This window comes from Marinobacter manganoxydans MnI7-9 (assembly GCF_000235625.1).
Lineage (GTDB): Bacteria > Pseudomonadota > Gammaproteobacteria > Pseudomonadales > Oleiphilaceae > Marinobacter > Marinobacter manganoxydans.
In genome coordinates this window covers 20,908-45,914 of record NZ_AGTR01000085.1, presented here as the reverse complement: position 1 = coordinate 45,914, position 25,007 = coordinate 20,908, and the positions used below count along the sequence as shown (strand labels likewise).

At 57.1% G+C, this 25,007-nt stretch carries 22 protein-coding genes and 1 tRNA gene; 15 read left to right on the top strand and 8 right to left on the bottom strand.

Features of this window, described 5'->3' with window-relative positions:
* The first annotated feature begins 21 nt into the window (after positions 1 to 21).
* From gmhB to KYE_RS18790, 6 genes are all read left to right on the top strand, one after another.
* Positions 22 to 579, top strand: a complete 558-nt coding sequence (gene gmhB / locus KYE_RS18815; RefSeq protein WP_008176658.1) for a D-glycero-beta-D-manno-heptose 1,7-bisphosphate 7-phosphatase — start codon at positions 22 to 24, stop codon at positions 577 to 579.
* Between the two features lie 35 nt (positions 580 to 614).
* Positions 615 to 691: transfer RNA gene (locus tag KYE_RS18810), tRNA-Pro, on the top strand.
* A gap of 123 nt (positions 692 to 814) precedes the next feature.
* Positions 815 to 4,342 carry a type I restriction-modification system endonuclease gene (hsdR, locus tag KYE_RS18805; protein ID WP_008176655.1) on the top strand — a complete coding sequence of 1,176 codons (3,528 nt, stop codon included), beginning with the start codon at positions 815 to 817 and terminating at the stop codon, positions 4,340 to 4,342.
* 189 nt (positions 4,343 to 4,531) lie between these two features.
* A complete protein-coding gene (locus KYE_RS18800) occupies positions 4,532 to 6,151 on the top strand; it encodes an N-6 DNA methylase (RefSeq protein ID WP_008176652.1) in 1,620 nt (539 codons plus the stop codon).
* On the top strand, positions 6,148 to 7,524 hold the full coding sequence (locus KYE_RS18795; RefSeq protein WP_008176649.1) for a restriction endonuclease subunit S: 1,377 nt from the start codon (positions 6,148 to 6,150) through the stop codon (positions 7,522 to 7,524). Before KYE_RS18800 ends, KYE_RS18795 begins: the two co-directional genes overlap by 4 nt.
* A complete protein-coding gene (locus KYE_RS18790; RefSeq protein WP_008176647.1) occupies positions 7,521 to 7,952 on the top strand; it encodes a hypothetical protein in 432 nt (143 codons plus the stop codon). Before KYE_RS18795 ends, KYE_RS18790 begins: the two co-directional genes overlap by 4 nt.
* 37 nt (positions 7,953 to 7,989) lie before the next feature.
* Here the strand turns inward: KYE_RS18790 and KYE_RS21400 are convergent, their stop codons facing one another.
* The gene (locus tag KYE_RS21400) at positions 7,990 to 8,217 is read right to left on the bottom strand and encodes a hypothetical protein (RefSeq protein WP_081467559.1); all 228 of its coding nucleotides are present in this window, start codon (positions 8,215 to 8,217) and stop codon (positions 7,990 to 7,992) included.
* A 73-nt stretch (positions 8,218 to 8,290) separates the two neighbouring features.
* On the opposite strand from KYE_RS21400, the gene KYE_RS18785 reads away from it, so the two are divergent.
* Positions 8,291 to 8,650, top strand: a complete 360-nt coding sequence (locus tag KYE_RS18785; RefSeq protein WP_008176645.1) for a hypothetical protein — start codon at positions 8,291 to 8,293, stop codon at positions 8,648 to 8,650.
* A 67-nt stretch (positions 8,651 to 8,717) separates the two neighbouring features.
* Here the strand turns inward: KYE_RS18785 and KYE_RS18780 are convergent, their stop codons facing one another.
* From KYE_RS18780 to KYE_RS18770, 3 genes are all read right to left on the bottom strand, one after another.
* Positions 8,718 to 9,245 (bottom strand): type II toxin-antitoxin system VapC family toxin, encoded by a 528-nt coding sequence (locus tag KYE_RS18780; RefSeq protein ID WP_008176642.1) that lies wholly within the window; start codon positions 9,243 to 9,245, stop codon positions 8,718 to 8,720.
* 1 nt (position 9,246) lies between these two features.
* Complete coding sequence (locus KYE_RS18775; protein ID WP_008176640.1) at positions 9,247 to 9,909, bottom strand: hypothetical protein; 663 nt, start codon at positions 9,907 to 9,909, stop codon at positions 9,247 to 9,249.
* Between the two features lie 140 nt (positions 9,910 to 10,049).
* Complete coding sequence (locus KYE_RS18770; protein ID WP_008176638.1) at positions 10,050 to 11,606, bottom strand: phospholipase D family protein; 1,557 nt, start codon at positions 11,604 to 11,606, stop codon at positions 10,050 to 10,052.
* A 242-nt stretch (positions 11,607 to 11,848) separates the two neighbouring features.
* Here KYE_RS18770 and KYE_RS18765 point away from each other — a divergent pair, with 242 nt between their 5' ends.
* Both KYE_RS18765 and KYE_RS18760 read left to right on the top strand, forming a co-directional pair.
* Positions 11,849 to 12,475 carry a peroxiredoxin gene (locus KYE_RS18765; protein ID WP_008176637.1) on the top strand — a complete coding sequence of 209 codons (627 nt, stop codon included), beginning with the start codon at positions 11,849 to 11,851 and terminating at the stop codon, positions 12,473 to 12,475.
* A 66-nt stretch (positions 12,476 to 12,541) separates the two neighbouring features.
* Positions 12,542 to 13,087, top strand: coding sequence for a rhodanese-like domain-containing protein (locus KYE_RS18760; protein WP_227497885.1), 546 nt, complete (start codon positions 12,542 to 12,544; stop codon positions 13,085 to 13,087).
* A 44-nt stretch (positions 13,088 to 13,131) separates the two neighbouring features.
* Here the strand turns inward: KYE_RS18760 and KYE_RS18755 are convergent, their stop codons facing one another.
* Positions 13,132 to 13,575 carry a hypothetical protein gene (locus KYE_RS18755; protein ID WP_008176635.1) on the bottom strand — a complete coding sequence of 148 codons (444 nt, stop codon included), beginning with the start codon at positions 13,573 to 13,575 and terminating at the stop codon, positions 13,132 to 13,134.
* Positions 13,576 to 13,797: 222 nt separating this feature from the next.
* Here KYE_RS18755 and KYE_RS18750 point away from each other — a divergent pair, with 222 nt between their 5' ends.
* From KYE_RS18750 to KYE_RS18740, 3 genes are all read left to right on the top strand, one after another.
* The gene (locus KYE_RS18750; protein ID WP_008176634.1) at positions 13,798 to 15,066 is read left to right on the top strand and encodes an FAD/NAD(P)-binding oxidoreductase; all 1,269 of its coding nucleotides are present in this window, start codon (positions 13,798 to 13,800) and stop codon (positions 15,064 to 15,066) included.
* A gap of 123 nt (positions 15,067 to 15,189) precedes the next feature.
* Positions 15,190 to 16,557: a sensor domain-containing diguanylate cyclase gene (locus KYE_RS18745; RefSeq protein WP_008176633.1), complete on the top strand. Its 1,368-nt coding sequence runs from the start codon at positions 15,190 to 15,192 to the stop codon at positions 16,555 to 16,557.
* 60 nt (positions 16,558 to 16,617) lie between these two features.
* Positions 16,618 to 16,989 carry a VOC family protein gene (locus KYE_RS18740; protein ID WP_008176632.1) on the top strand — a complete coding sequence of 124 codons (372 nt, stop codon included), beginning with the start codon at positions 16,618 to 16,620 and terminating at the stop codon, positions 16,987 to 16,989.
* Here KYE_RS18740 and KYE_RS18735 read toward each other — a convergent pair whose 3' ends face one another.
* From KYE_RS18735 to KYE_RS18725, 3 genes are read right to left on the bottom strand one after another with little or no spacing between them, the layout of a single operon-like run.
* On the bottom strand, positions 16,990 to 19,245 hold the full coding sequence (locus KYE_RS18735) for an ATP-dependent DNA helicase (RefSeq protein WP_039882169.1): 2,256 nt from the start codon (positions 19,243 to 19,245) through the stop codon (positions 16,990 to 16,992).
* A 2-nt stretch (positions 19,246 to 19,247) separates the two neighbouring features.
* Entirely contained in the window at positions 19,248 to 20,957 is a 1,710-nt protein-coding gene (locus tag KYE_RS18730; protein ID WP_008176630.1) for a VRR-NUC domain-containing protein, read from the bottom strand.
* Positions 20,958 to 20,985: 28 nt separating this feature from the next.
* Positions 20,986 to 21,855: a polysaccharide deacetylase family protein gene (locus KYE_RS18725; protein WP_008176629.1), complete on the bottom strand. Its 870-nt coding sequence runs from the start codon at positions 21,853 to 21,855 to the stop codon at positions 20,986 to 20,988.
* A 327-nt stretch (positions 21,856 to 22,182) separates the two neighbouring features.
* On the opposite strand from KYE_RS18725, the gene KYE_RS18720 reads away from it, so the two are divergent.
* Genes KYE_RS18720 through KYE_RS18710 form a run of 3 tightly spaced genes read left to right on the top strand, consistent with a single transcriptional unit; the run spans position 22,183 to position 24,993 of the window.
* On the top strand, positions 22,183 to 23,169 hold the full coding sequence (locus KYE_RS18720) for a TRAP transporter substrate-binding protein (protein WP_008176628.1): 987 nt from the start codon (positions 22,183 to 22,185) through the stop codon (positions 23,167 to 23,169).
* Positions 23,170 to 23,219: 50 nt separating this feature from the next.
* Positions 23,220 to 23,711, top strand: coding sequence for a TRAP transporter small permease (locus KYE_RS18715; protein WP_008176627.1), 492 nt, complete (start codon positions 23,220 to 23,222; stop codon positions 23,709 to 23,711).
* Position 23,712: 1 nt separating this feature from the next.
* The gene (locus KYE_RS18710; RefSeq protein WP_008176625.1) at positions 23,713 to 24,993 is read left to right on the top strand and encodes a TRAP transporter large permease; all 1,281 of its coding nucleotides are present in this window, start codon (positions 23,713 to 23,715) and stop codon (positions 24,991 to 24,993) included.
* Positions 24,994 to 25,007 lie beyond the last annotated feature (14 nt).

The following is a 25,007-nucleotide window of genomic DNA, read 5'->3' as shown; positions in this document are numbered from 1 at the left end:
CTGCGGGGCGCGCGCGCAGCAATGCTGATCATTCTGGATCGGGACGGGGTCATCAATGAATACGATGGCAATTACATCTGCTCAGCGGATGAATGGCACCCCATTCCCGGCAGCGTAGAAGCGGTGGCCCGGCTCTGTAATGCCGGCCATCGCATCGCCATCGCCACCAACCAGTCCGGCATCGGTCGAGGTTACTACGACACCGATGCACTGGACGCCATGCATGAAAAGCTGGAGCGACTGGTGGAAGCCGAGGGCGGCTGCATCGATTTCATCGCCTACTGCCCCCACCATCCCGACGACCAATGCAGCTGCCGCAAGCCTCTGACCGGCCTGCTGGAGCAGATCCGCCAGCACTTCCACCTAACGAGCCTTGAAGGGGCCATCATGGTCGGCGATAGCCGAAAAGACCTGGAAGCCGGCCACGCTGAAGGATGCCACCCGGTACTGGTACGAACCGGCAATGGCGAGGAAACCGAACGCCACCTCGACGCCAGACCCATACCCGGCGCCGATGTCAGTATCTACGATAATCTCAGCAAATTTACGGATGCCCTTTTATCCGCCGAGGGCTGGTAAAACCAAAGCGAATCCGTATAATACCGGCCGTTGATCGGCGTGTGGCGCAGCTTGGTAGCGCACTTCGTTCGGGACGAAGGGGTCGCAGGTTCGAATCCTGCCACGCCGACCATTTTCCCGCTTTTTCTTCCTCATCTTGTTCTCGTTTTCCGTAATTGCCCACACGGGTACTGCGGTTCTGTATCCTTGATAAGTCTGCTAATGTTCTCGCGTAAGACTGTCGCGGAGGGATACATTGAACAAGGCAACGGAATTCAAGTCCGGCAGCTTTTCGTTTCTGTCAGAACACGATTCCTTGTTCGTGGAGCTGGCCGAATCCGCCGAACGTGCCTTCGCCAGTGATCCCAACACCACCCTGATCAAACTCCGTCAGCTCGGCGAAGCCTTGGCCCAGCACCTGGCTGCGCTCTCAGGTATCGAATTTGACGAACAAACCAGCCAGTCCGAGCTTCTTTACCGCCTGAACCGCGAATTGCGGCTGGAACCGCAGATCAAAGAGCTCTTCCACATCCTGCGCATCGAGGGTAACAAAGCCACTCATCAGTTTCGCACCCAGCACAAGGAAGCGATGGACGGCCTGAAAGTAGCACGAGGCCTGGCCATCTGGTTTCACCGCTCCTTCGGGAAAACCGGTGCCAGCTTCAAGCCCGGCCCCTTTGTACCGCCCGCGGACCCCAGCGCCCAGTTGCGCCAGCTTCAGAGCGATATCGAAAAGCTCCGTCACGACCTGCAACACGCCAACATGGAGCTGGACAGCAGCCAGCAGCTCAGCCAACTGATCGAGAAAGAGAAGGCCGAATACGAAGGCCTGGCCCTGGCCATGGACGAAGAGTCCCGCGCTTTGGCAGAACAAGCCCGCCAGCACGAACAGGCTCTGAGCCAACAGCAACTAGCCTACGAGCAGAAGATCAAAGCCCTGCAACAACAGCTCACAGAGCAAGGCGAACAAACCGTTAACCAACAGCGCCAGCAGGTAGCCAAGCAGACCAAAGCCGCCACGGATACTCTGGTACTGAACGAAGAACTCACCCGCATCCTCATCGACCAGCAATTGCAGGAAGCCGGGTGGGAAGCCGATAGCCAGGAAATTACCTTCCAGAAAGGTGCCCGCCCCGAGAAAGGCATGTATCGCGCCATTGCCGAATGGCCCACCAACGACAATGGCGAGAAGGGCCGGGCCGATTACGTGCTTTTTGTGGGTTTGACCCCTATCGCCGTGGTTGAAGCCAAGAAAGAAAACACCAACGTCGCCGGCAAGATCCGCCAGGCAGAGCGCTACAGCAAAGGCCTGAAAGTTGAGACACCTTTGGTCGGTGCCTGGGAGCTGATGGGCCGCACCATCGCCTGGCCTGCCGATGAAAGCGGCCATTACCATGTGCCCTTCGTGTATTCCTGCAACGGCCGCCCCTATATACCCCAACTGGCGGAACAGTCCGGGACCTGGTTCCGGGATGTGCGAGAGCCCAGCAACCTGCGCCGGGCACTGCCGCAGTTCCACACCCCGGGCGGCCTGCTGGATTTGTTGGAACGGGACAAGGAAAACGCCGAGAAATTGCTGAAAGGCGAGCCCTTCGGCTACCTGAAACTTCGGGATTATCAACAGAGCGCCATTGTCGCCACCGAACACGCCCTGGCCCGTGGCGTGCGTACCGCGCTGCTGGCCATGGCCACTGGCACTGGTAAAACCCGAACCATCATCGGTTTGATGTACCGCTTCCTGAAGGCCGAGCGCTTCCACCGTATCCTGTTCCTGGTAGACCGCACCGCCCTTGGGCAGCAGGCCATCGACGCGTTCAACGAAGCGCCGCTGGAGCAGAACCACACCCTCAGCAAAATCTACAACGTCGCCGAGCTGGGCGACATGGCCGCTGAAGCGGAAACCCGCATTCAGGTGGCCACCGTGCAGGCCATGGTCAAACGCATCTTCATGAGCGACAACCCGCCGCCCATTGACCAGTTTGACTGCATCATCATCGACGAAGCCCACCGTGGCTACACCCTGGACCAGGAAATGACCGAGGGCGAACTGGCCCTGAGGGACACCAGCCAGTACCTGTCCAGCTACCGCCGGGTGCTGGACTATTTCGATGCCGTGAAAATCGGCCTGACCGCAACACCGGCCAAACACACCAGCGAGATCTTTGGTAAACCGGTGTACACCTACTCCTACAGGGAGGCGGTGGCCGACGACTGGCTGATCGACCACGAACCGCCTGTTCGCTATGAAACCCTGCTCACCCGCAACGGTATAAAGTTTGAGAAGGGCAAACCAGTCGAAGTGATCAACACAAAAACTGGCGAACTGGACACTACCGAACTCGAAGACGAACTTAATTTTGAAGTAGACGCCTTCAACCGCCGGGTGATCAATGAGAACTTCAACCGGGTAATCTGCGAGCAACTAGTGCAGGAACTGGACCCGTTTGGCGACGAGAAAACCATGATTTTCTGCGCCACCGACTTACACGCAGACATGGTAAAAAGCCAGCTCGATAAGGCCTTCAAGGACTTGTACAACGGCCAGTACAACGAAGCCGCCGTGGCCAAGATCACCGGCCAGAGCGACAAGGTGGAGCAGCTTATCCGCCGCTACAAGAACGAGCGCTACCCCAACATCGCCATCACGGTAGACCTGCTCACCACCGGCATCGATGTACCACGCATCTGCAACCTGGTGTTCATGCGCCGGGTGCGTTCACGCATCCTGTACGAGCAGATGATCGGCCGAGCCACCCGCCGCTGCGACGAGATCGGCAAAACCGTGTTCCGCATTTACGACCCGGTGGACATCTACGCCGCATTGCAGGATGTGAACACCATGAAGCCCCTGGTTAAAGACCCCAACATCACTCTGGAGCAACTGGTCGACGAGCTCACCGACGACGAACAACTGGAAAAGGCCCTCAGCAGTCCCGGCGAACAACCCGATGAAAGCCAGGCTGACGTGGTGCTCAGCCAGCTCAGCCAGAAACTCATGCGGGTGCTGCGGAAGGCCGACAACAAAGCCGAAAGCCGCCCGGCTCTAAGACAGAAACTGGATGAACTGCACCAGAGCTGGGGCGTGCAACCCAAATCCCTGCACCAGCACCTGCATAAACTCGGCTCCCGCCAGGCCTCGGAATTCATCAAACAGCACAGCGGCCTGCTGAACCAGCTGGCCGAGGTAAAGTCCCTGGTGGGCAGCGAGTACATGCCGCTGATCTCCAACCATGAGGATGAAATTCGGGACCGCACCCAAACCTACGGCGCTCACAGCAAACCGGAAGACTACCTGGACAGCTTCAACGAGTTCATCAAACAGCAGCTCAACCAGTCCGCCGCCCTGGCCGTGGTAGTGAACAAACCTCGCGACCTCACCCGGGAACAGCTACGGGAAGTGAAACTGCTGCTAGACAACCATGGTTATTCCGAAGCCCGCCTGCAAAGCGCCGTGCGTAACCAGACCAACAAGGATATTGCCGCCAGCATCATCGGCTACATCCGCCGCGCCGCCCTGGGCGAGCCATTGATTCCCTTCGAACAGCGCGTGGCCGAAGCCATGGACCGCATCCTCACCCAGCACAACTGGACGCCGAACCAGCGCAAATGGCTGGAACGCCTGGCCAAGCAACTGGTGCACGAAATCATCATCGACCGGGAGTTTGTGAACCACCGGTTTGCCGATGATGGCGGAGCAAAGCAGATGGACAAGGTGCTGGGAGAGCAACTGGATACGGTGCTGGAGGAGTTGAATGCGGCGATGTGGCCGGACCAGAGTGCCTGATTTAACCGTGTTTACCGGATCGACATAGATTCAGTCTATGTCGATTTTTTCGCCTTTTTTCGACATAGCCCGAATGACATGCATAGAAAACCGGCTTTTCTTAACATGTCGCCCGCAACGTGCAAAGATTTCGGCATTTTTTATACATGAGGCGCTGACGAAAACGGCGCGCCTATCAAAGGATCACCCATGACCAACAACGACATCGTCCAGAAACTCTGGAATCTCTGCGACGTTCTGCGGGACGACGGCATCAACTACTCGGACTACGTCACCGAACTGGTGCTGCTGCTGTTCATCAAGATGGTGCACGAGAATACTGAGGCCGGCACCCTGAAAAAGCACCCGTTGCCAGAGGGCTGCCGCTGGACGGACATTAACGGCAAATCTGGCATCAATCTGCTGAACGATTACAAACGCATCCTGCTCAGCCTGTCCACTGGCAAGGACGGCGATGGCAATCTCGTGCATGATGACCCGCTGATCAGCGCCATCTACGCCGATGCCCAGACCCGCCTGCGGGAGCCGCGCCATCTGGAACAGATGATCAAAACCCTGGACCAGATCGACTGGTTCAGCGCCCAGAAAGACGGCCTGGGCGATCTGTACGAAGGCCTGCTGGAGAAGAACGCCAACGAGACCAAATCCGGTGCCGGCCAGTACTTCACGCCCCGTGCCCTGATCAACACGATGGTAAGCTGCCTGAAACCGCAACCCGGCGAACATATCCAGGACCCGGCGGCGGGCACGGCGGGCTTTCTGATTGCTGCCCATGAGTACATCAAAAGCCAGACCGACGACCTGTACGAACTGAGCGACAAAGACAAAACCTTCCAGACCACTCAGGCCTATGTGGGCATCGAACTGGTCCCCGGCACCCGCCGCCTGGCCCTGATGAACTGCCTGCTGCACGGCATGGAAGGGGATGCCGAGGGCGTGGTGCATCTGGGCAACGCCCTGGGCCAGACCGGCGCCGGGCTGGAAAAGGCGGATCTAATCCTCGCCAATCCGCCCTTCGGCACCAGCAAAGGCGGCGACGCCAGCATCACCCGGGACGACCTGACCTACAAAACCAGCAACAAGCAACTCGCCTTTTTGCAGCACATCTACCGCAACCTCAAACCCGGTGGCCGCGCCGCCGTGGTGCTGCCAGACAACGTGCTGTTCGAAGCCGGCGTGGGCACCGACGTGCGCCGGGACCTGATGAACAAGTGCAACCTGCACACCATCCTGCGCCTGCCCACCGGCATCTTCTACGCCCAGGGCGTGAAAACCAACGTGCTGTTCTTCACCAAAGGCAGCGCAGCGAACAAAAACCAGGAAGAAAACTGCACCGAACACGTTTGGGTCTACGACCTTCGCACCAACATGCCCAGCTTCGGCAAACGTACCCCCTTTGGCGACCAGCACCTGAATCCGTTTGAAGCCGTTTATGGCGAAAGCCCCAACGGCGACAGCCAGCGCAAAGAGGGAGAATACAGCTTCCATTCCGAAGACATTGAGCTGCCGGAACACAGCGATGAAAACGAAGGCATCGACCCCCGCCTGGCTCACAGCCGCTGGCGCAGCTTCAGCCGCCAGTGGATTGCCGAGCACAAGGGCGACTCGCTGGATATTTCCTGGCTGAAAGACAGTGACAGCGTGGATGCGGCCAACCTGCCGGAGCCGAGTGTGTTGGCAGGTGAGGCGATGGGGGAGTTGGTGCAGGCGCTGGGCGAGCTGGATGCGTTGATGCGGGAGTTGGGGGCTGAGGAGGAGGCTGATGGGGCTAGGGTACTTTTGCAGGAAGTGATGGGAGAGGTTAAGTGATCAGCAATGACCTTCCTGTTAGCTGGCTGCCCGTTCTACTGAATGATGTGGGTGAAGTTGTAACTGGCAAAACTCCAAGCACCAAGAGCCCCAACAACTTTGGTGGCGACATCCCGTTTATCAAACCCGCTGACTTGGATAATAGTGGGTACATCACGCGGACTGCGGAAACGCTGACTGATCTTGGAGCATCGGCAGTCCCGACCGTACCAGCAAACTCCATTCTCGTTACTTGCATTGGGAATTTAGGGAAAGTGGGTATTACCAACCGAACCAGTGCGACGAACCAGCAAATAAATACATTAGTGTCGTCTTCTCTGGTAGAGCATCGTTTTTTTTATTACCAACTGCAAACTTTGAAGCCTTGGATGAGGGAAAACGCATCCGCAACGACAGTAACGATCATCAATAAGGGAAAATTTTCGAAAGCACCTGTGGCTCTTGCTCCCCTCGCCGAACAAAAAGCCATCGCCGACAAACTCGACACCCTGCTGGCCCAGGTGGAAAACACCAAAGCCCGCCTCGAACGCATCCCGCAAATCCTCAAACGCTTCCGCCAGTCCGTGCTGGCTGCGGCGGTGAGTGGGCGGTTGACGGAGGAGTGGCGAGGTCAGAATAGTGTAAGCATTACTGATTGGGACGCTCTTACTGTTGGTGATGTTGCAACCGTTGCAACAGGAAAAACCCCTAGCCGAAAAGAGCCCAAATACTGGAAAGATGGCGATGTGCCATGGCTGACCAGCGCCAGTACAGGAGCAATTTATACAGAATTAGCGGAACAATTTGTAACTAAAAGGGCCGTTGATGAGTACTCTCTTAAGGTCTTTCCACCAGGCACACTGTTGTTGGCAATGTACGGTGAAGGTAAAACTCGTGGACAGGTAACAGAATTGAGACTGTCCGCCACATGTAACCAAGCCTGCGCTTCCGTCACAGCCGATGAACGAAAGATCCTACGCAGTTATCTGAAGCTGAGGCTTCTTGAGAATTACGAGGAAACCCGAAAAGCAGCGGCCGGTGGGGCTCAGCCAAACCTTAATCTCAACAAGGTTCGTGCCATTAGCATTTCAGTACCTGATAAAGAAGAACAAACCGAAATCGTCCGCCGAGTAGACCAACTCTTCGCCCACGCCGACCGCATCGAACAACAGGTCAACAACGCCCTGGCCCGCGTCAACAACCTCACCCAGTCCATTCTGACCAAAGCTTTCAGGGGTGAACTTACCGAGCAGTGGCGCAAGGACAACCCGGAACTGATCAGCGGAGAGAATAGTGCGGAGGCCTTGCTGGAACGGATCAAGGCGGAGCGGGCGGCGCAAAAACCAGCGGGACGCCGGACAAAAAACAGGAAATCGGAACAAGCTGCAAAATGACCAAGGAAATCGAAAACTCAACCACCGTCTCGGTGAATTGCCCCGCATGTTCTGCCGTCAACAAACTGGATCAGCACCGCAACATCAAGTGCGAAAAATGCCAAAAACCCATCACGGGCCATAAGTACGGAGCAAAAGGCGCTTTATCAGCAGTTCTGGCATTCACGGTTGGTTTTACCGGATACGGCCTGGTCGATCGCAATTTGCTGGACGACAAGCGCTACCCTATGGAACTGGAGTATGCGTTGGTGAATGCGTGTACCAATGGGGATATCAACGCTCTACCACGCGGACTTTACGAATCAAAGCAGGAGATCTGTCTTTGCGCTGTGGGTAAAACCGTGGAGGCGCTGCCCTACAACGAACTCGACGAGCGCAAATCTGAACTCAAAACCGTGCTGTCAGCCAGCGCAAAGGAATGCAGGTAGAACGGGGGCAGACATGCCCCCGCTTGTGCGACTCGGTTTACTTGGAGCGGGGCGGATTGTTGCCTTGCCCTTTGCCAGATTTACCGCCAGTCGTGCTCGGTCCGTTAGGTGGACGTCGACCACCGGAAGCCAGATTCTTGGCAGCGGCAGATTGCGCTTTCGCGGCAAAAGAGCCTTTCGGCGTGTTTCCGCCATGCTGTTTTGCGGTTGCACTCTGAATACGTGCAGCAGCGGCCGTCGACATCGGTGTTTTTGCTTTGCTCATGGTATTTCTCCATCAATGTTTGGTTTATGTCCCCGCTGGGACAATTCAAAGATACATAGGAGGTCGGGGACAAATGGGGACGGAAAGAACGCTGGAGCTTCAGAAGGCAATTGAGTCTTTGATCGCCAGGGTGGGCTGGTCACGCAAAGCGCTTGCCCGACAGCTTCATTGGGAGCTGACTGACACTGATGATGAGGAAGAACTGAAGCGCTTCGAGGAGCGGCTCAAGAAGGAGCTCACGAGACCCACCACCAAACCTGAGCTACTGGAGCGTTACCTTGATGTTCTGCGCCAATTACCTGATGTAGAAAAGGCGGGGCTTGTTATACCGCAGTATGTCGCTACCAAACACCTGGATCCGGATGTTGAGTCCGTATTAATGGATCTTTCGAAGGATCTGTCACAATCGCTCAGGAATAAGAAACCAGTATGATGAGCAGCAATACAGCGATGTGGCCAACTCAACGGGCAGGAATGTAAAAAAAGACCGTCTGCTATATTCAGGCGTCTTCGTCCGGTGGAAACATCTGTCCCTGAACCGCTGGCGGCTCGATATCCGCCAGCGACTTTATCGCCAACCCTTTGGCGCTTGCGATCTTGCGGAGCGAGTCATCGTGCGACCAGACTTCATCAGTCATGGCAGCGAGAGCAATACCGACAATCTGGCGGTCGTATTTGAGTTTGCTGGCGACCTGCCCGGGTGAGATCTGAGCGAGCTCTTTCCTGTCCGGGAGCTCGGCACACTCAATCGCTGCCGCAGTATCGAAATCCACAACTTCGAAGCACGCACTGCCATTCAGAACATCCAGATACTCCTGATACTTTGATGCTTCCACACCAATCAGGAATTCAGACAACACGGGTGTCGGTATGAGAATAAGAGCGTTCCTTTTCTCTGCCTCAGAGACAAATGCCTGCGCGCGCTCAGCAACACGGTCCAGGATAGCACTCGTCTCCGGATGGGTAAGACCCGTTTGGCTTGGGGCAAGAATCTGTATCAGAATGTTGTTGTCGACTAATAACTTCAAATCAGCCTCTCAAATCCCTGGCCACTCCATGCGGATCTTCCATATCCGCCCATTTTAAACCGCCAATTGCCTGAAGACGGCCAACAACATCACCGACCTTGGCTGCACCCAGCTCCCGGTAAGATTCTATTTTGAGCTTTTTGAGCCGCCAGCCACCTTCCGGCGACCGCTCCCAGGTACCATGCCCACTAACCCGAACCTGTTTGAACAGCAGGGAAGAAAGCTCTCGGGCAATATCGATAGAGGCTTCGCAACGAAGCGTTTCCCCGTTAGCACCTTCCAGACTCACCGGGATGGTGTCATCCTTGCCGCCAACGCGGTACAACCGACCCTGAACGGAACCGAGTTTGTTAACCACCAAGGGCTTCTCGTCATCGGGTCTTTTCCTGAATGACAGGATTCGAGTGTCAGTATCGTTCAAAATCACACCTCCTGTGCCATCCTCGTCCATGAGTTGCTGCAAACTACGATATGCAGATAGCTGTTTCTTCGCACCCATCCCGTTCGGAACTTCCCGCACATGGGTGAGTACCTTCTGATAATGCAGGTCTTCAACATCCACATTCAGCATGGCACTGCCCTTGCTGACCGACTCAAAATGCACATGCTCCACTTCTCCGAGCATATCGGAGAGCTGGGTAATATACTGCCCCAAGCGCTTCATTGAGAGCGTTTCGGGGGTGCGGTCATTTAACTTAAGGGTCAGCTTTTTCATAGTTGTGATTATAGAAGGGCACTAGCACACTTGCTACCACGTGTTTGGCAACTCAAGCCCACGATATCAGACTCCAAAGCGCACCTGACTTAAAGCAACGGCTCAACCGGCAATAACGAAAACAGATACACCAATGCCCTTTTGAACGGGCCGGTATTCGGCTCATGACGGTGCTCGACAGTCTCCGCCCCGTTGAATTCCAGCCAACGCAGTTCACCCTCTTCGTCCAGCACTACCTCGTAGGCCGCCAGCCTCACCTGCCCGGCAAAGGCCGACTCCAGGGCGTTGGCCAGTTCCGGGCTCTTGATCAGGAATCCCAGCTCGGTGTTCAGGTTTGCTGAACGGGGGTCGAAATTGAAGGAACCAACAAAAAGCGTCTCGCCATCCACTGCGAACGTTTTGGCGTGAAGGCTGGCCGCAGAGCTGCCGACAATACCGCCAGAGCTACGGCGCTCGTCTTCATTCTCCGACCTGAATTTGCGCAGCTCGAACAACTCAACACCCGCTTTTAATAAAGCCTCCCGATATTTCGCATAGCCTGAATGCACCAGGGCGACATCGTTGGCTTCCAGGGAGTTGGTGAGAATCCGCACCTCCACACCGGCGTTTTCAAGGTCGCGGAACAGCTCAACGCCAGGGTTACCGGGAACGAAGTAGGGCGAAACCAGGGTCACTGTCTTTTCAGGTTCACCCAACGCCAGAGCCAACTGTTGGCTCAATAGACCCTGCTCTCCTTCGAGCCCCTGGGCCTTGGCAGGATCATCGCTCACCATTTCTACCGGCGCCCAGACAAAAGAGACCTCCCGGTCCAGCAATTCCCTGAGAAACTCTGAATTCTGCAAAGCAGCCACGAAGCGCCGGGCTTCAGCATCCTGTTGAACGGAAGCAAGATCGGCTGCCATAGCATCCAGATCCTCCTCATCGGCCCCTGATAGCAACCGATCCGCCGGATACGCGGACTGACTCGCCCAGTAGCGATCAAAATCCCTGGAAACACGATCCACGACAGGCCCGATCGCCAGAACGTCCAGATCCGCGAAAAGGGCACCGTCACCTACACCGAAATACTCATCGGCAATGTTGCGGCCGCCAATGATGGTGGCCTGGTTGTCAGCCGTGAATGACTTGTTGTGCATCCGGCGGTTCAGGCGACCAAAGTCCGTCAGAAAACCCAAAGTCCGGGAACTACGGATCACAAACGGATTGAACAGCCGAACCTCGACGTTGTCGTGATGATTTAACGCCGCCAGGAGATCGTCCAGGCCGGCGATGCCGTTGTCATCCAGGAGCAACCGAACCCGAACGCCACGTTCGGCCGCGCGATATAGCGAGTACAGAAGCAGCTTGCCGGTAATATCGTCCCGCCAGATGTAGTACTGGACATCCAGGGATCTCTCGCTGGCCTCTGCGAGCAAAGCGCGGGCAACGAAAGCGTCCAGTGGATGCTCCAGCGTTGTAATACCACTGAGATCGGGGTGGGTTTCAATCTCTCTGCCAACTGCGCTGCCAAGGCGCGTATCTGCCGTCTGCGCCTGAACGAATGCAACAGACTGTGAGCGGTCTTTCAGGGATGGCAACGCACAACCTGCCAGCAGACCTGTGAGCAGTAGGAGTGCGAGAGGGGCGAAAGTTCGGCTTTCGATCATTTTCAAAGGGGCCTGCGACTATGGGCACAATCTGAAGCATGCCACAGAGTAATCGCTTTATCAGGACAGAGAAGAAACGTCACGGTAGAGCGATCTACTGAGAAAGGCCCGTCCTCAATTCGTTAAGCCTATTTGTTCTATAGATATAACTTTATTGGCTAAGAGCCTCCTGACGGGTTATTGTTATTCCGACATCAAGAGGCGACCCGCCTCCACCAGCAAAACCCGACAGGAGATTCATCATGAGTTTATTGCTTGGCTCTACCGCCCCGAACTTCACCATCGACAGCACCGCCGGCCAGATCAACTTCCACGACTGGGCAGGTGATTCCTGGGTATTCTTCTTCAGCCACCCGGCCGACTTCACGCCGGTGTGCACCACTGAAATGGGCCGCACCGCGCAGCTGGCGAAAGAATTCGAGGCCCGCAACGTGAAGCCCCTGGGTCTTTCCACCGATACCGTGGAAGAGCACGTAAAGTGGATTGAAGACGTCAACGACACCCAGAACTGCGACCTTCAGTTCCCGATCGTTGCCGACGCTGACCACAAAGTGGCCGAGCTGTACGAAATGATCCACGCCGGTGAGAGCGAAACCGCAGCCGTACGCAGCGTGTTCATCATCGACCCAGACAAGAAGATCCGCCTGACCATGACCTACCCAATGGCGGTCGGCCGTAACTTCGACGAGATCCTCCGGGTCATCGATGCCCTGCAAACCGGTGATGCCAACAAGGTTGCCCTGCCGGCCGACTGGCGCAAAGGAGACGACGTGATCATTCCGCCCTCCATTTCCAACGAGGAAGCCAAGGGTCTGTTCCCGCAGGGCTGGAATGAAATCCGTCCGTATCTCCGCACCACCAAGCTTTAATCCGACTCGCGGATAGATAAGGGGCCCGTCGTTCGGCGGGCCTCCTCAATGCAGGAGGAAACCATCATGAAGCATATACTGACAGCCCTGCTCGCCACTTTCGCCATTGCCTTCAGCGCCCAGGCGGAAGAAGCGCTATCCCTGACCCCACAGGAAACCTATGACATGGTTCAGAAGCAGGGAGACCAACTCCTGTTTGTGGATGTCCGGGATCCGGTGGAAATCATGTTTATCGGCTTTACCGACGTGATCGACAAGAATATCCCGTTCAAACTCGCCGATCGCTCCGACTTTCTTGCCGACAAGGGCCGGTTTGCCATGAACACCAATCCGGAGTTCGCGGCGGAGGTAGAAAAAGCCCTCAAAGAGAAAGGCCTTACCAGGGATGACCTGGTGATTACCATGTGCCGCTCCGGTTCCAGCCGTGGCAAGCCCAGCGCGGAATACCTGATGGAACGGGGCTTCACCAATGTGAAGTACATTGACCACGGCTTTCAGGGCAGTGGCGCCAAAGAAGGCGAGAAGAAAGGCATGAGAATTGTGAATGGCTGGCAGAACGAGGGCCTGCCATGGTCCATGAAACTCAATCCAGAGAAGATCTATCGTCCTTGATTGGAATGTAAACGCCCGGGGGCGGTCCGTCCCGGGCTACCGCCTCAGAAGGTGAACGTACGCATCTTCGGGTTCAGCATCTGGCCGGCCATTTCCGGCGGCATGGCAACGCCAACGCCGTCAATCAGATCGTCCTTGCCGTAGTTGCTGTTCGGAAAGTACAGGGCACAGACCTTCGCCTCGCCACCCTGCTTGAGCAGGCCACGCAGCATCTGCCCCGGTGTCACATCCTTGGGCTTGAGCGCAGGCGCTTCGTAGGACTTAAGTGCCAGGTCACCGGCCTTGTCGCAGAGCAGCACGTTTACCTTCGCCCCCTGCTGGGCCATGGTGTTCGAAAGCACCATCGCCATGCCCTGGGTCTGCAGCGAATCGCTGGACAGGATCACCAGCACTTCTTCAACGCCACCTTTATGACTGTCGGCGTGAACGCTGAAAGGTACGGCGGCAATCAGCGCAGCGGCGGCGACGGCTTTGATTGATTTGATCATGGGAAAAACTCCTTTTTGGTTGACCGAAAAGCTTCGAAACCAATGTATCGAGCCAAGATCGAGCCTTCAGTGACAAAGTCACTTTCAACGCTATGCCTGTGGCAGAGCAGACCAACCCCGCATATTGCCATTTATTCTAACGTTAGAACCTGAAGTTTGGTAGGCTTTGATATATCTCTAACACCACTCGCGCAGAGCAAACAAACACAAGAGGTTCGAGGCATGATTACCAGCACTACCGACACAGGCAGCGTCAAAACTCATACCGTCGTGATCGTGGGAGGCGGGGCAGCCGGTATATCGGTGGCATCGAGCATCCACAAACGGGATAGCAATATCGACATCGCCATCATCGAGCCCGCTGCCCGGCATCACTACCAGCCCGGCTGGACCATGGTCGGCGGCGGCGTGTTCCGGCCCGAGGTCACCTCCAAGCCGATGTCAGACGTGATGCCCGGTTTCGTGTCCTGGTATAAGCAACCGGTAACCGCCATCGACCAGGACAACAACCAGGTTACTATGGGCGACGGCTCTGCGCTGGCATACAAAGCCCTGGTGCTCGCCCCTGGCCTCGAGTTGAACTGGGGCGGTATTGAAGGCCTGGAAGACGCTCTCGGTTCCAACGGCGTCACCTCCAACTACCGGGAAGGCATGGCCAGCTACACCTGGGACATGGTCCAGAACCTCAAAAAGGGTCGCGCCCTGTTCAGCCAGCCGCCGATGCCGATCAAGTGTGCCGGCGCCCCCCAGAAAGCCATGTATCTGTCTGCCGATTACTGGCTCAGGCATGGTGTGTTGAACGACTTGGATATCCAGCTCCATAACGCCGGCGCCGTTCTGTTTGGTGTGGCCGATTACGTCCCGGCCCTCGAAGCGTACATCGAGAAATACGACATCGATCTGAATTTCCAGAGCACACTGGTTGCCGTGAACGGGCCTTCGAAAACAGCCGTTTTCCGCTCAACCGATGGCGAGGGCAACAGCCAGGACCGCGAAGTAAGTTTTGATATGCTGCACGCCGTGCCGCCCCAGCGGGCACCGAAGCTGATCCGGGAATCCGCACTGGCCAATGAAGGCGGCTGGCTGGATCTTGAGGACGACACTCTGCGCCATAAAACCTTCGCCAACATCTTTGGCCTTGGCGACGTGAGCGGAACCGGCAACGCCAAAACCGCCGCTGCGGTGCGCAAACAGGCGCCGGTGGTGGCGGAAAACCTGGTGGCCACGCTTCGAAACCAGCCCCTTGAGGCCGCCTACCTGGGCTATGGCTCCTGCCCGCTGACCGTGGAAAATGGCAAGATCGTACTGGCGGAATTCGGCTACGGCGGCGTACTCCAGCCCAGCTTCCCGAAATGGATCAACGATGGCACCAAGGCGACCCGGGCCGCCTGGTGGTTGAAGGCCAAGCAACTGCCAACACTGTACTGGCACGGCATGCTGAAGGGCCACGAATGGCTGGCCAAACCGGCGCCGCGCTCAGCCAAACACTAGCTTGTTACCAAGACTGGCCAAAGTCGAAAATTCCCCCCATAGTATGTGGAGAACGGAGCAGATCGCGAGCGAGCTCCACGAACTGGTGGTGAGATTCAAATAATTTCTGAATCTCTGACGGAGATGGCTCAGGATCAGACCTCGCTGGGAGAACTGGGCTCCCAGCGAGGTCTGATTGCACAAGCTAGTCTTATGGTAGACATGGAACTGACACCGGAAATCCGACTGAAAGCAATACTCGAAGGCACCGGTGCCGGTACCTGGGAATGGAACCTTGATACTGGCGAGGTTATCTACAATCCTCGCTGGGCAGACCTGCTCGGCTATTGCCTCGAAGAACTCCAGCCCGTCACCTTCAAGACCTGGGAGAACCTTTGCCATCCGAAGGACCTCCAGGAGGCCCGCGAGGCTCTCGCCCGCTATCTGGATGGTGACGCCCCACAGTTCGATTGCGTGGTCCGCATGCTCCACAAATTCGGGGACTGGCGCTACATCCACACCCGCGGCACGCTGCTAACCGACGATCAGGGCCTGGATACCCGCTGGCTGATGGGAACCCACCTCGATGTCACCCGGGAGAAGCTGAGCCAACACCAGATGGAGCAACTCGCCAAATCCCTGCCGGGCATCATCTACACCTTTGTGCTGGAACCGGGCGGTCGCTATTACTTTTCCTACCTCAGCGAAAAAACCTGGGATTTTTACGGGCTGACAACAGACGAATGCCTGGCTGATCCCGACAAGATCTTCAACCTGATCCATCCGGATGATCTTCCCAGGGTGCACGAGAGCATCGCCGTTTCTGCCGAGACTCTGGAGGAGTGGGTTTGCGAATACCGTGTCCAGACCAAACGCGGAAGCTACTGGCTCAAAGGTGTCTCGCTGCCGGAAAGAGACCCAGATGGCCGGATCAGCTGGCACGGCATGACCATCAATATCGACACCCAGAAGAACCTGGAACTCGAGCTGGAACAGCTCTCGATCACCGATGAACTGACCGGGCTATACAACCGACGGTATATGCTGAGGAAATTGCAGGAGTCCGTGGCACAGGGTGAGCGGTACGGAGATACCTTCTCTCTGATTTCTCTGGATATCGATTTCTTCAAAATCATCAATGATTCCTACGGGCACCCAACCGGCGATGCGGTGCTCAAGCGGTTCGCCGATATCATCGAGTCCAGCACCCGAAAATCCGATATCGTAGCCCGCACCGGGGGTGAGGAATTCATTATCTTCATGCCCAATACCGGGCTGTCCGAAGCCGGCCAGGTGGCCGAATCCCTGCGGGTTACCCTGCAAACAGAGAGCTTTGTCAGTGATGAAGGAGAAACCTTCAGCATCACTTTCAGTGCCGGCGTGGTTAACTGGTCCGGGTCAGATACCCAGAGCACTTCGGTTCGGGATTTACTATCGGCCTGCGACCAGTCACTGTATGCCGCCAAACGATCCGGGCGTAACCGGATAGTGGCCGATGGCGACGGAGAATGATCCCGGCCCGGCATTCAACGTATTAAATTCGCCTAAAACAACCATCAACGGAGAACGCATATGATCGGATACGTCACCCTTGGCGTCAGTGATATGGAACGAGCAAAGGCATTCTATGCCGAATTGTTGAGCGACCAGGGGGCCAGGATGCTTCTGGACATGGGCCGTATCGCCTTTATCGGCAAGCGCATGAGCGAGCCCATGATCGCCGTTTGCGTTCCCTTCAATGAAGAACCCAACCATCCCGGCAACGGCAATATGGTCGCCCTTCCTGCGGGTTCCAAAGAGGGTGTGGATGCCATGTACAAGAAAGCGATCGAACTTGGTGCCACCTGCGACGGCGAGCCCGGGCAGCGAATTCCGGACCAGTTCTACGGCGCCTATGTGAAAGACCCGGACGGCAACAAGCTGGCGTTCTTTGTATTCGGTTAACTACTCTGGTGCGCTGAACCACCAGCGCGGCAATAACGGATTGATGGCCGGCTGCAGAAACCGGTCATCAATCAGCCAGATAACACCCCGGTCTTCCGGGGTGCGGATCACCCGCCCGGCCGCCTGGGCCACTTTCTGCAAGCCCGGAATCAGATACGTGTAGTCGTAACCGGCCCCGAAACGCTGTTCCAGGCGAGCCTTCAGGATTTCATGCCAGGCATCGAAAGGCGGCAACCCAAGGGTTGCAACAAAGGCCCCGATCAGCTGGTCCCCGGGCAGATCGATGCCCTCACTGAACACCCCACCCAGAACCGCGAACGCCACATTGCCTTCCGGTTCCCTGAACCCTGCCAGAAAGTCCGCCCGTTGCCGGGGCGACATACCCGGCGCCTGCGCCCGCTGGGGGACATCGGGAGCCAGCTGCGCCAGAGCGTCGCTCGCCTGCTGCGCGTACTTGAAGCTGCTGAAAAACGCCAGATAATGCCCGGGCCGGTCCCGGAACTGGCGAGCGATCAGCTCGGCGATTGGCTGGAGCGAGGCTTCCCGGTGAACCTGCCGGGTGCTGATGCCGGGCGTGAAATGCACCTGCAGCTGATCCGCGCTGAACGGGCTGGGCAAGGAGGTAAAACGGACATCCCCGGGCAGACCCAGCAGGTCCCGGTAGTAGGCACCCGGACTCAGGGTGGCGGAAAAGAGCAGCACCGAATGCGCGGCTTCAAACCGCTCCCGCAGAAAATCCGCCGGGATCAGGTTCTGGATCGTCAGGCTGGCCCGTCCCCGACCGGCCCGCTGGAGTTCACACAGGGAGTGATCGCCGAACGTGTCCGCCAGCTTCATGAAGGCGACGCTTTCAAACAACAGTTCCTGCAGGGCCAGATCCGGGGGATTGTCAGCCAGATAATCGGTCAGATTGGAGACCATGGCCTGCAGGGCACCCAGCAACTGCGTCGGCAGTGTCTCCAGGAAGTCCGGGCTCTCTGTATCAGCCTGGTGATCCCGGATCAGGCTCTGCCACGCCCGGGCTGTCCGGTCGATGGCCGATTTCAGCGGCTTCGGTGCGGTTTTTTTGATCTTCAGCAATCGCTGCTGATCCAGCCGAACTGAATACATGCCCCGGCCTCGGTCCACCAGGTTATGGGCCTCATCCACCAGCACACTGGTCTTCCAGTTGTTCTGGCGAATCAAACCATGGAGCAGGGCGGATTGATCGAACAGCCGGTTCACATCACCGATCACCACATCGCTCCAGCGGGCCATTTCCTGGGCCAGAAAGTAGGGGCAAATCTCGTGACCCGCGGCGATCTTCGCCAATGTGTGTTGATCCAGTGTGCCTTCAGTCCGGGCCGCTTCCGCCCGGGCATCGGGCAGCCGGTCAAAGAAGCCTTTGGCCAGGGGGCAGGATTCACCATGGCAGGCTTTGTCCGGGTGCTCGCAGGCGTCGTCTTTCGACACCAGTTCCAGGGTTCTCAGGGGCCAGTTCGGGGCCGCTTGCGCCGAACGCAGGCGCGCCACGGCATCCATGGCAAGCTGGCGCGCGGTATTACGGCAGGTAAGGTAGAACAACCGGTCCTGCCCGGCGGCAGGCATGGCCATTAGCGCCGGGAACAGCGTGCCAAGGGTCTTGCCCAGACCGGTGGGGGCTTCCAGGAGCAGGGTGGCGGACTTCGCCGCGTTCTTGTACACCGTCTCCGCCAGCTGGCGCTGCCTGGGGCGAAACTCGGCGAAAGGAAACACAAGACCCGCGAGCAGGGCGTTGCGCTGTTCGCGGTGATGCGCTTCCTGTTCGGCCCAGGCCCTGTAGTTGCTGCACAGGGTTTCCAGTTCCTGCCAGAGTTCGTCGGCACTGACGGTCTCCACCACCGGCGTTTCCTTATCCCTGCCGGTGTCGTAGTAGATCAGCGCCAGTTCCAGGGTTTTCCGGTTTTCCTGCCGGCACAACAGCGCGCCGTAGGCTCGCAACTGGGCCCGGTGGAGCGCTCTTTGGTGTTCGCGGATTCGGCTGAGGTCTCCACGATGGGTCTTGATTTCTTCCAGCCGGCCACGGTGCGGGTTATAAATATCCGCGCGCCCGGAAAGCAATAACCCCAGGCACTCACCGGTCAGTAAATACTCGCTTTTATAGCCGAAACCGCGCCTGGACTGGATTGCCTGATGGCCAGCGATGCCTTCCTCGGCACTGGGGGCCGGAGTATAGCGGAAGTCCAGATCACCCTTGCGGGCGGCAAATTCGCAGAGGGTCCGGACGGCCACCTTCACCGTCATTCCATCCCCCCATCGCCTTGCCAGCGCACGTAGCAAACACTGGCGGGGATGCCTTCGCCGGCAAAAAATTCGAGCCAACGGATCTGGTGATCCTGCAGACGGTCACCCGGCCCCTTCACCTCGATCATTTCATAGCGCTTTGCCGTGTCGGTGGCACCCGGAAAAAAGCGAATCAGATCCGGGAAGCCACTGCGATGCTCCCGGATATTCAACAACAGGCGACGGAACAGGCGTTCCAGATCCTCCGGTGGAATACAGTCCAGCGCCAGGCCGAGCAGCTCCTCGGTGATGACCGGCCAGATCACGAAGGGGTTGGTGGTGCCCTGCTTGGCCCGGTAATTCTCCAGAATCCGGTCCCGATAACGACCATCCGCCAGCAACCCAAAGCACTGCTCGAAGGATGCCTGGCGACGGCTTACGAAATCTTCCCGGGTCAGGTCCGCGGGGCCGACATGGAATGGATGGAAAAAGGCCCCCGGCACCGGTGCAAAGATGGTTTGCCAGCAGAGCAGGCCGAACAGTCCGTTGATCAGGGTGTTTTCCACATAGAACACCGGAGCATCGTCCTGATACAGATGGTGCTGGACGGCGTACTCCACGGATCCGATTTCCGGTTTGGGCAGGGTCAGGGTGATGTCCCGGATTGGCGGCTGCATCGGCAGTCGGGGTGGTGTCTCACCCAGCCGGCCCGCGAGGCGTTTCAGAATTCGCGCCAGACCCTGTGCTTCTGCGTCGCTGAGTTGTTGTTGCTGCCATCGGGAGGCAATGGCCCAGGCTTCCCGGTGACGTTTCATCCGCTCCAGCAACCGCAGTTGCTTCAACCTTGCTTCCCGATGGCCACTGCTGGCGAAGGCCTCAACGGCCAGCTCCCGCTCACCCTGACGCTCCGCCTGGCGGCCCAATTCCAGCAACAACCGGTCCCGGCGGCTGGTCAGCCAGGCGTTCTCCGAAGGACCGGGCACTTCGCGCCATACCTCGCTGGCAGGTACCCCTTCATCGAGCCACTCCCGGCACTGGTGCATGGCAAGGTACAGGTCGACCTCTGAACGATGCTGGAACGCCCGGGAATCCGGTGTAAAGGTGACCGGCTCATACTGCTGATGACCCAGTTCCACCAGTACAAAATCCGACCAGCTCTGGCGAAGGTTGCCGAAAAACATCAGGCGGACCCGGTCAAACAACGCCATGGTTTTGAGCCTGACCACCGGCCTGGCGTGCTGACCGAGCCAGTCGGCGACGGTCAGAGGGTCGGGAAATCGCGCAAGCAGGGCGTCGCGCATCTGGCCCTTGGGCAGGTTGGCAGGCTCTCCGGCCGCCTTTAGCAGAGGCCCCAGGGCCGGACGCAGTTCTCCCAGCGTGAACAGGCGGAACAGCTCGTCCAGGCTGAGCAGGGGATCGGTGTCCAGCCAGCCCGTGTCAGTCAGCTCCTCCAGGGCCTGTTGCTCTGGTACGCCAAGCTCCGGGTACTTGAGTTTGTCCGACCGGAAGATATCGCCCGTGCGCATCACCATACGGGTCAGCAAGGCCCGGGCCGGCAGTGAAAGGGTATGAAAGCCGGTCAGTCGATCCAGCTCGTCCGCCGTCAGCAGGTCGCCGTGATGGCTTTGCACCCAGCCAAGGACGGTTTCCATGTTCTCGAGGTAGTACAGCGGATTGTTCAGATCTGCGGTACCCGGTTGTGGGCTTATCGGGTTCCGTACTGCCATAGTCAGTGTGGGCGTTATGCCTCCGGTATCAATCGTCGAAAAATGGTCTCACATAATCAAAGATCTGTCCCCTGGTGGTTAGCCACAGTTCTCTTTGCTGGGCACATCGCTTAACAATCTCTTCAAACGCCCAGGCACCGGCAGGCCGACCGTAGCAATGGCCGTGAACAATCACGTCCAGAATCAGCGTTTCGCGATTGCTCGCCAAGAGCCTGTCCAGCGTCGTGGTGAACATCTCAACGAATTGCTCGGGCGTTCTGCCAAATCGCATGGCGTGTGGCAGATCATTGAAATCAATGGTTACCGGGATCGCCATGATCGTACTATCGGAAAACCGCTGAAGGTACGGTCGATCATCATCCAGTGCATCGCCGTGCCACTTGTAGCCATGCAGGGATAGCCGGCACTGAACATCCAGATCGGAGGTGATTCTGGGACTGATCCAGCCGCCAGGCTTGTGACCGGTGGCTTGCTCAATCAGCGCAGTCGATTTTTTTATATTGTCTTCGATCTGCTGTTCATTCAGATACGGGAAAAGCATGTTCTGGCCATAGCTGTGGCCGATGATCTCGTGCCCATAGTCAAAGCGTTTTTTGAGCTCATCCGAACAGTGCTCTGCAACCAGCCCGGAGGTAAACACACTGGAGGCCACGCCGTAACTCTCCGCAATATCAAACAGCCTTTTTGCGCCCACGTTGGCATTGTAGCGACCATAACTGTCGGCATTGGGGTCCACCATATCACCAGCGAGAACGTTGCCCATGGGATTAACGCTGGAACACGAATCCGGTGTCCACATTTCAAAAGCGATATTAAAGTTAACCGCCAATCGTTTGTTTTCAGGCCATAAAAAGTCTTTTTCCAGGCGCTCTATTTCACACGACATTTCCTGGCTCATCGCTTTTTCCTTTTATTAATTAACACCGAATCACTTTGAATAAATAATTAACTCACAAATAAATAATATTATTTCTCCGATTTTGCAAATTCAATTATATTCAGCTGGTTATGAATGGAATTCAGCGGGGTGCCTTTTTTAATTTCATTCACAAACAGCTGAATAATATTAAATTTGCGCTTTTGTTTTTCTTACCCTAGATTAATTTTTACCGATCAGAATCGGAGCAAATAAACACAATTAAATTTGGTACAACCTGCCTGACTGGAAAGCGGATACCATCAAGAAAAAACACATTTCCAGTTTGATTTACATCGGAGAGCAACAATGAAACTCATGAATCGTAAATTGATCGCCGCCGCCGTTCTGGCCAGCGCCGCCACGTTGAGCCAGGCCCAGACAACCATCAAGCTCGGCTGGACCACGGCTGACAGTAAAGTCGACCCCTACGCAATCGCCGCCCACTACTTTGCGGAAGAACTCGAGGCCGCCGCACCGGGCGAATTCAACGTCCAGTTCTACCCCAACCACCAGCTCGGCAACGACACCGCAATGCTGCAAGCCATGCAGTTCGGCACCATGGACGCAGGCGTGATTACCGGAACCCAGGTCGGTACTCTGGAGTCTGCGTTCCAGCTCAACGATCTGCCTTTCCTGTATGCCAACAATCAGCAGGCACACAAAGTTCTGGATGGCGAAGTCGGCCAGACGTTGCTTGCCAAGCTGGATGCCAAGGGCATTGTCGGGCTCGGATTCCCGGAAGCCGGCTTCCGGCACACCATCAATAACGAGCGCCCAATCCGCACACCGGAGGATTTCAACGGCGTAAAGCTTCGGGTGCAGCCCAGTGACCTGTTCATTGCCAGCTTCCGCGCCATAGGCGCAAACCCGGTACCCATGGCCTGGAGTGATGTTTTTACCGCGGTACAGCAGGGCACGGTCGACGGGCTGGAAATTCCACTTCCTGTCATCTTTGCCAACAAATATCCGGAAGTAACCGACTATCTTTCACTGACAAGCCATACCTACAACGCCCTGGCCCTGCTGATGTCCAAGCAGACCTTCAACAAACTTTCCCCGGAGACCCAGGATCTGGTTCAAGAGGCCGCCAAACGGGCCATTGACCGCCAGCGCGAAACCGTTGCCTCCAACAACGGTGAGGTTCTTGACCAGATCAAGGCGGCGGGTATGACGGTCAATGAAGTCGACGATGTTGAGGCGTTCCGGAGCAAGGTCGCCAACGTCTACGACGAATACCGCAGCAAGATTGGCGCGGATATTCTCGACAAGGCCCTGGAGCAGGTGGCCGAGTAACGCCACCTGCCCGGGAACACCCTGAGGCTATCTGACCGGGAACCGTTTGGATGTATCAGTATCTGGATAAATTTGGACAAGGCCTGGCCTTTGGCTCACAGGCTGTCGGGGCGGTGACCGCTCTGGTCATGATCGGCAGCCTGCTACTGGGTGTTTTCTATCGTTACGTTCTGGGTGATGCGCTGGTGTGGAGCGATGAGGTGGCGGCCCTGGCATTCACCTGGACCGTCTTCCTGTTTGCCAGCGCGCTGGTCCGTTCCGGTGGCCATGTCCGGGTGACTTTGCTGGTAAACGCACTGCCACCACTTCTGGGTGAATTGGTTGAACGCGGCATCATGGTGCTGATCATCGGCTTCGGGCTTGTGATGTTCTGGAACGGCTGGAACTTCGCGGAGTTCACAGCCGGCCAGGTGTCCCCTGCCATCCGCTATCCAGTCTGGATGAAGAATGCGGCGGTCCCTGTCGGGGGCGCGCTGATCAGTATTCATGCCCTGATTCTTCTGATCCGGCCACAGCCGATCCACAAATCCTCGGAGCATTAACATGGGTGAGATTGGCCTGGTCATGATCATTGGCCTGATAGTTCTCCTGGCCCTGGGTGTTCCCATTGCCTTCACCATCGGCCTGCTTGCGGCTGCGGGCATCTGGATGGCCGATGTCAATCCGATGATTCTTCCCCAGCAATTCATTGCCGGAAGCAGCGTTACAAGTCTGCTCGCGATTCCCGGTTTTATCCTGGCGGGTGAGGTGATGAGCGCGGGGGGTCTTTCCCGGCGACTGGTACGGGTGGCCGAAACCTTTTTTGGTCACCTGACCGGTGGCCTGTCCATGTCTACGGTAGCCGCCGGAACCTTCTTCGGCGCGATCTCAGGCTCCGCACCGGCCACGACAGCGGCCGTCGGTTCGATCATGATTGATGAGCTGGAAACCCGGGGCTACCAGCGGGGGTATGCAGCGGCACTGGCGACCGCGGTGGGACCACTGGGGCAGATGATTCCTCCCTCCATCCCCATGGTCATCTGGGGTGTCCTCGCGGAGGAATCCATCGCCAAGCTGTTCCTGGCTGGCATCATTCCCGGTCTTATTGCCGCCACCGGGTTCTGCGTTGTGAGTGTGCTTTATGCCCGTTATCACGGTGTCGCCAGGCAGAAGCGTGCCACCGGCAAAGAGTTTCTGTTCGCTCTGAAAGATGGCATCTGGGCGCTGCTCGCTCCTGTTGTCATCCTCGGTGGCATCTACAGCGGCATGTTCACGCCCACGGAAGCGGCTATGGTCGGTGTTCTCTACAGCGCCATTGTTGGCCTGTTTCTCTATCGCGATCTGGACTGGAAAAAAGTGCCCTCCATCCTGATGAGCTCCATGAGAACAACCGCCGTTATCATGTTCATTGTTGCGGTGGCGTACGGGTTCGCCTGGGTCATGGCCAGTGAACAGATTCCGGCCCAGCTCACCCAGGCGCTGCTTGCGCTCACGGACAACCCGATCATCCTGCTACTGATCGTGAACATCATGTTGCTCCTGCTCGGGGCCGTCATGGATAACATCTCGGCTATGGTCATCCTCAGTGGCGTCCTCATAGGCCTGGGCCAGCAGATTGGTCTGGATCCGATCCAGTTGGGTGCCATGGTGGTGATCAACTTTGCCGTCGGCATGGTGACGCCACCGGTGGGCTACTCCATTTTTGTTGCCTCCAGCATCAGCGGGCTGCGCGTGGAGACTGTCGCGCGCCATATCTGGCCCTTCATGCTGGTTCTGCTTGGCGTGGTGGCACTGGTGGCCTATGTCCCGGCCATTACCCTCTGGCTGCCCGCTACCTTCGGCTGAACCCGGGGCCTGTA

Bases quoted from the DNA above. Each gene is read 5' to 3' on its own strand.
- gmhB (WP_008176658.1), top strand. From the start codon at position 22: ATGCTGATCATTCTGGATCGGGACGGGGTCATCAATGAATACGATGGC.
- KYE_RS18800 (WP_008176652.1), top strand. From the start codon at position 4,532: ATGACCAACAACGACATCGTCCAGAAACTCTGGAATCTCTGCGACGTT.
- KYE_RS18790 (WP_008176647.1), top strand. From the start codon at position 7,521: ATGACCAAGGAAATCGAAAACTCAACCACCGTCTCGGTGAATTGCCCC.
- KYE_RS21400 (WP_081467559.1), bottom strand. From the start codon at position 8,217: ATGAGCAAAGCAAAAACACCGATGTCGACGGCCGCTGCTGCACGTATT.
- KYE_RS18785 (WP_008176645.1), top strand. From the start codon at position 8,291: ATGGGGACGGAAAGAACGCTGGAGCTTCAGAAGGCAATTGAGTCTTTG.
- KYE_RS18775 (WP_008176640.1), bottom strand. From the start codon at position 9,909: ATGAAGCGCTTGGGGCAGTATATTACCCAGCTCTCCGATATGCTCGGA.
- KYE_RS18770 (WP_008176638.1), bottom strand. From the start codon at position 11,606: ATGATCGAAAGCCGAACTTTCGCCCCTCTCGCACTCCTACTGCTCACA.
- KYE_RS18765 (WP_008176637.1), top strand. From the start codon at position 11,849: ATGAGTTTATTGCTTGGCTCTACCGCCCCGAACTTCACCATCGACAGC.
- KYE_RS18760 (WP_227497885.1), top strand. From the start codon at position 12,542: ATGAAGCATATACTGACAGCCCTGCTCGCCACTTTCGCCATTGCCTTC.
- KYE_RS18755 (WP_008176635.1), bottom strand. From the start codon at position 13,575: ATGATCAAATCAATCAAAGCCGTCGCCGCCGCTGCGCTGATTGCCGCC.
- KYE_RS18750 (WP_008176634.1), top strand. From the start codon at position 13,798: ATGATTACCAGCACTACCGACACAGGCAGCGTCAAAACTCATACCGTC.
- KYE_RS18745 (WP_008176633.1), top strand. From the start codon at position 15,190: ATGGCTCAGGATCAGACCTCGCTGGGAGAACTGGGCTCCCAGCGAGGT.
- KYE_RS18740 (WP_008176632.1), top strand. From the start codon at position 16,618: ATGATCGGATACGTCACCCTTGGCGTCAGTGATATGGAACGAGCAAAG.
- KYE_RS18730 (WP_008176630.1), bottom strand. From the start codon at position 20,957: ATGGCAGTACGGAACCCGATAAGCCCACAACCGGGTACCGCAGATCTG.
- KYE_RS18725 (WP_008176629.1), bottom strand. From the start codon at position 21,855: ATGAGCCAGGAAATGTCGTGTGAAATAGAGCGCCTGGAAAAAGACTTT.
- KYE_RS18720 (WP_008176628.1), top strand. From the start codon at position 22,183: ATGAAACTCATGAATCGTAAATTGATCGCCGCCGCCGTTCTGGCCAGC.
- KYE_RS18715 (WP_008176627.1), top strand. From the start codon at position 23,220: ATGTATCAGTATCTGGATAAATTTGGACAAGGCCTGGCCTTTGGCTCA.
- KYE_RS18710 (WP_008176625.1), top strand. From the start codon at position 23,713: ATGGGTGAGATTGGCCTGGTCATGATCATTGGCCTGATAGTTCTCCTG.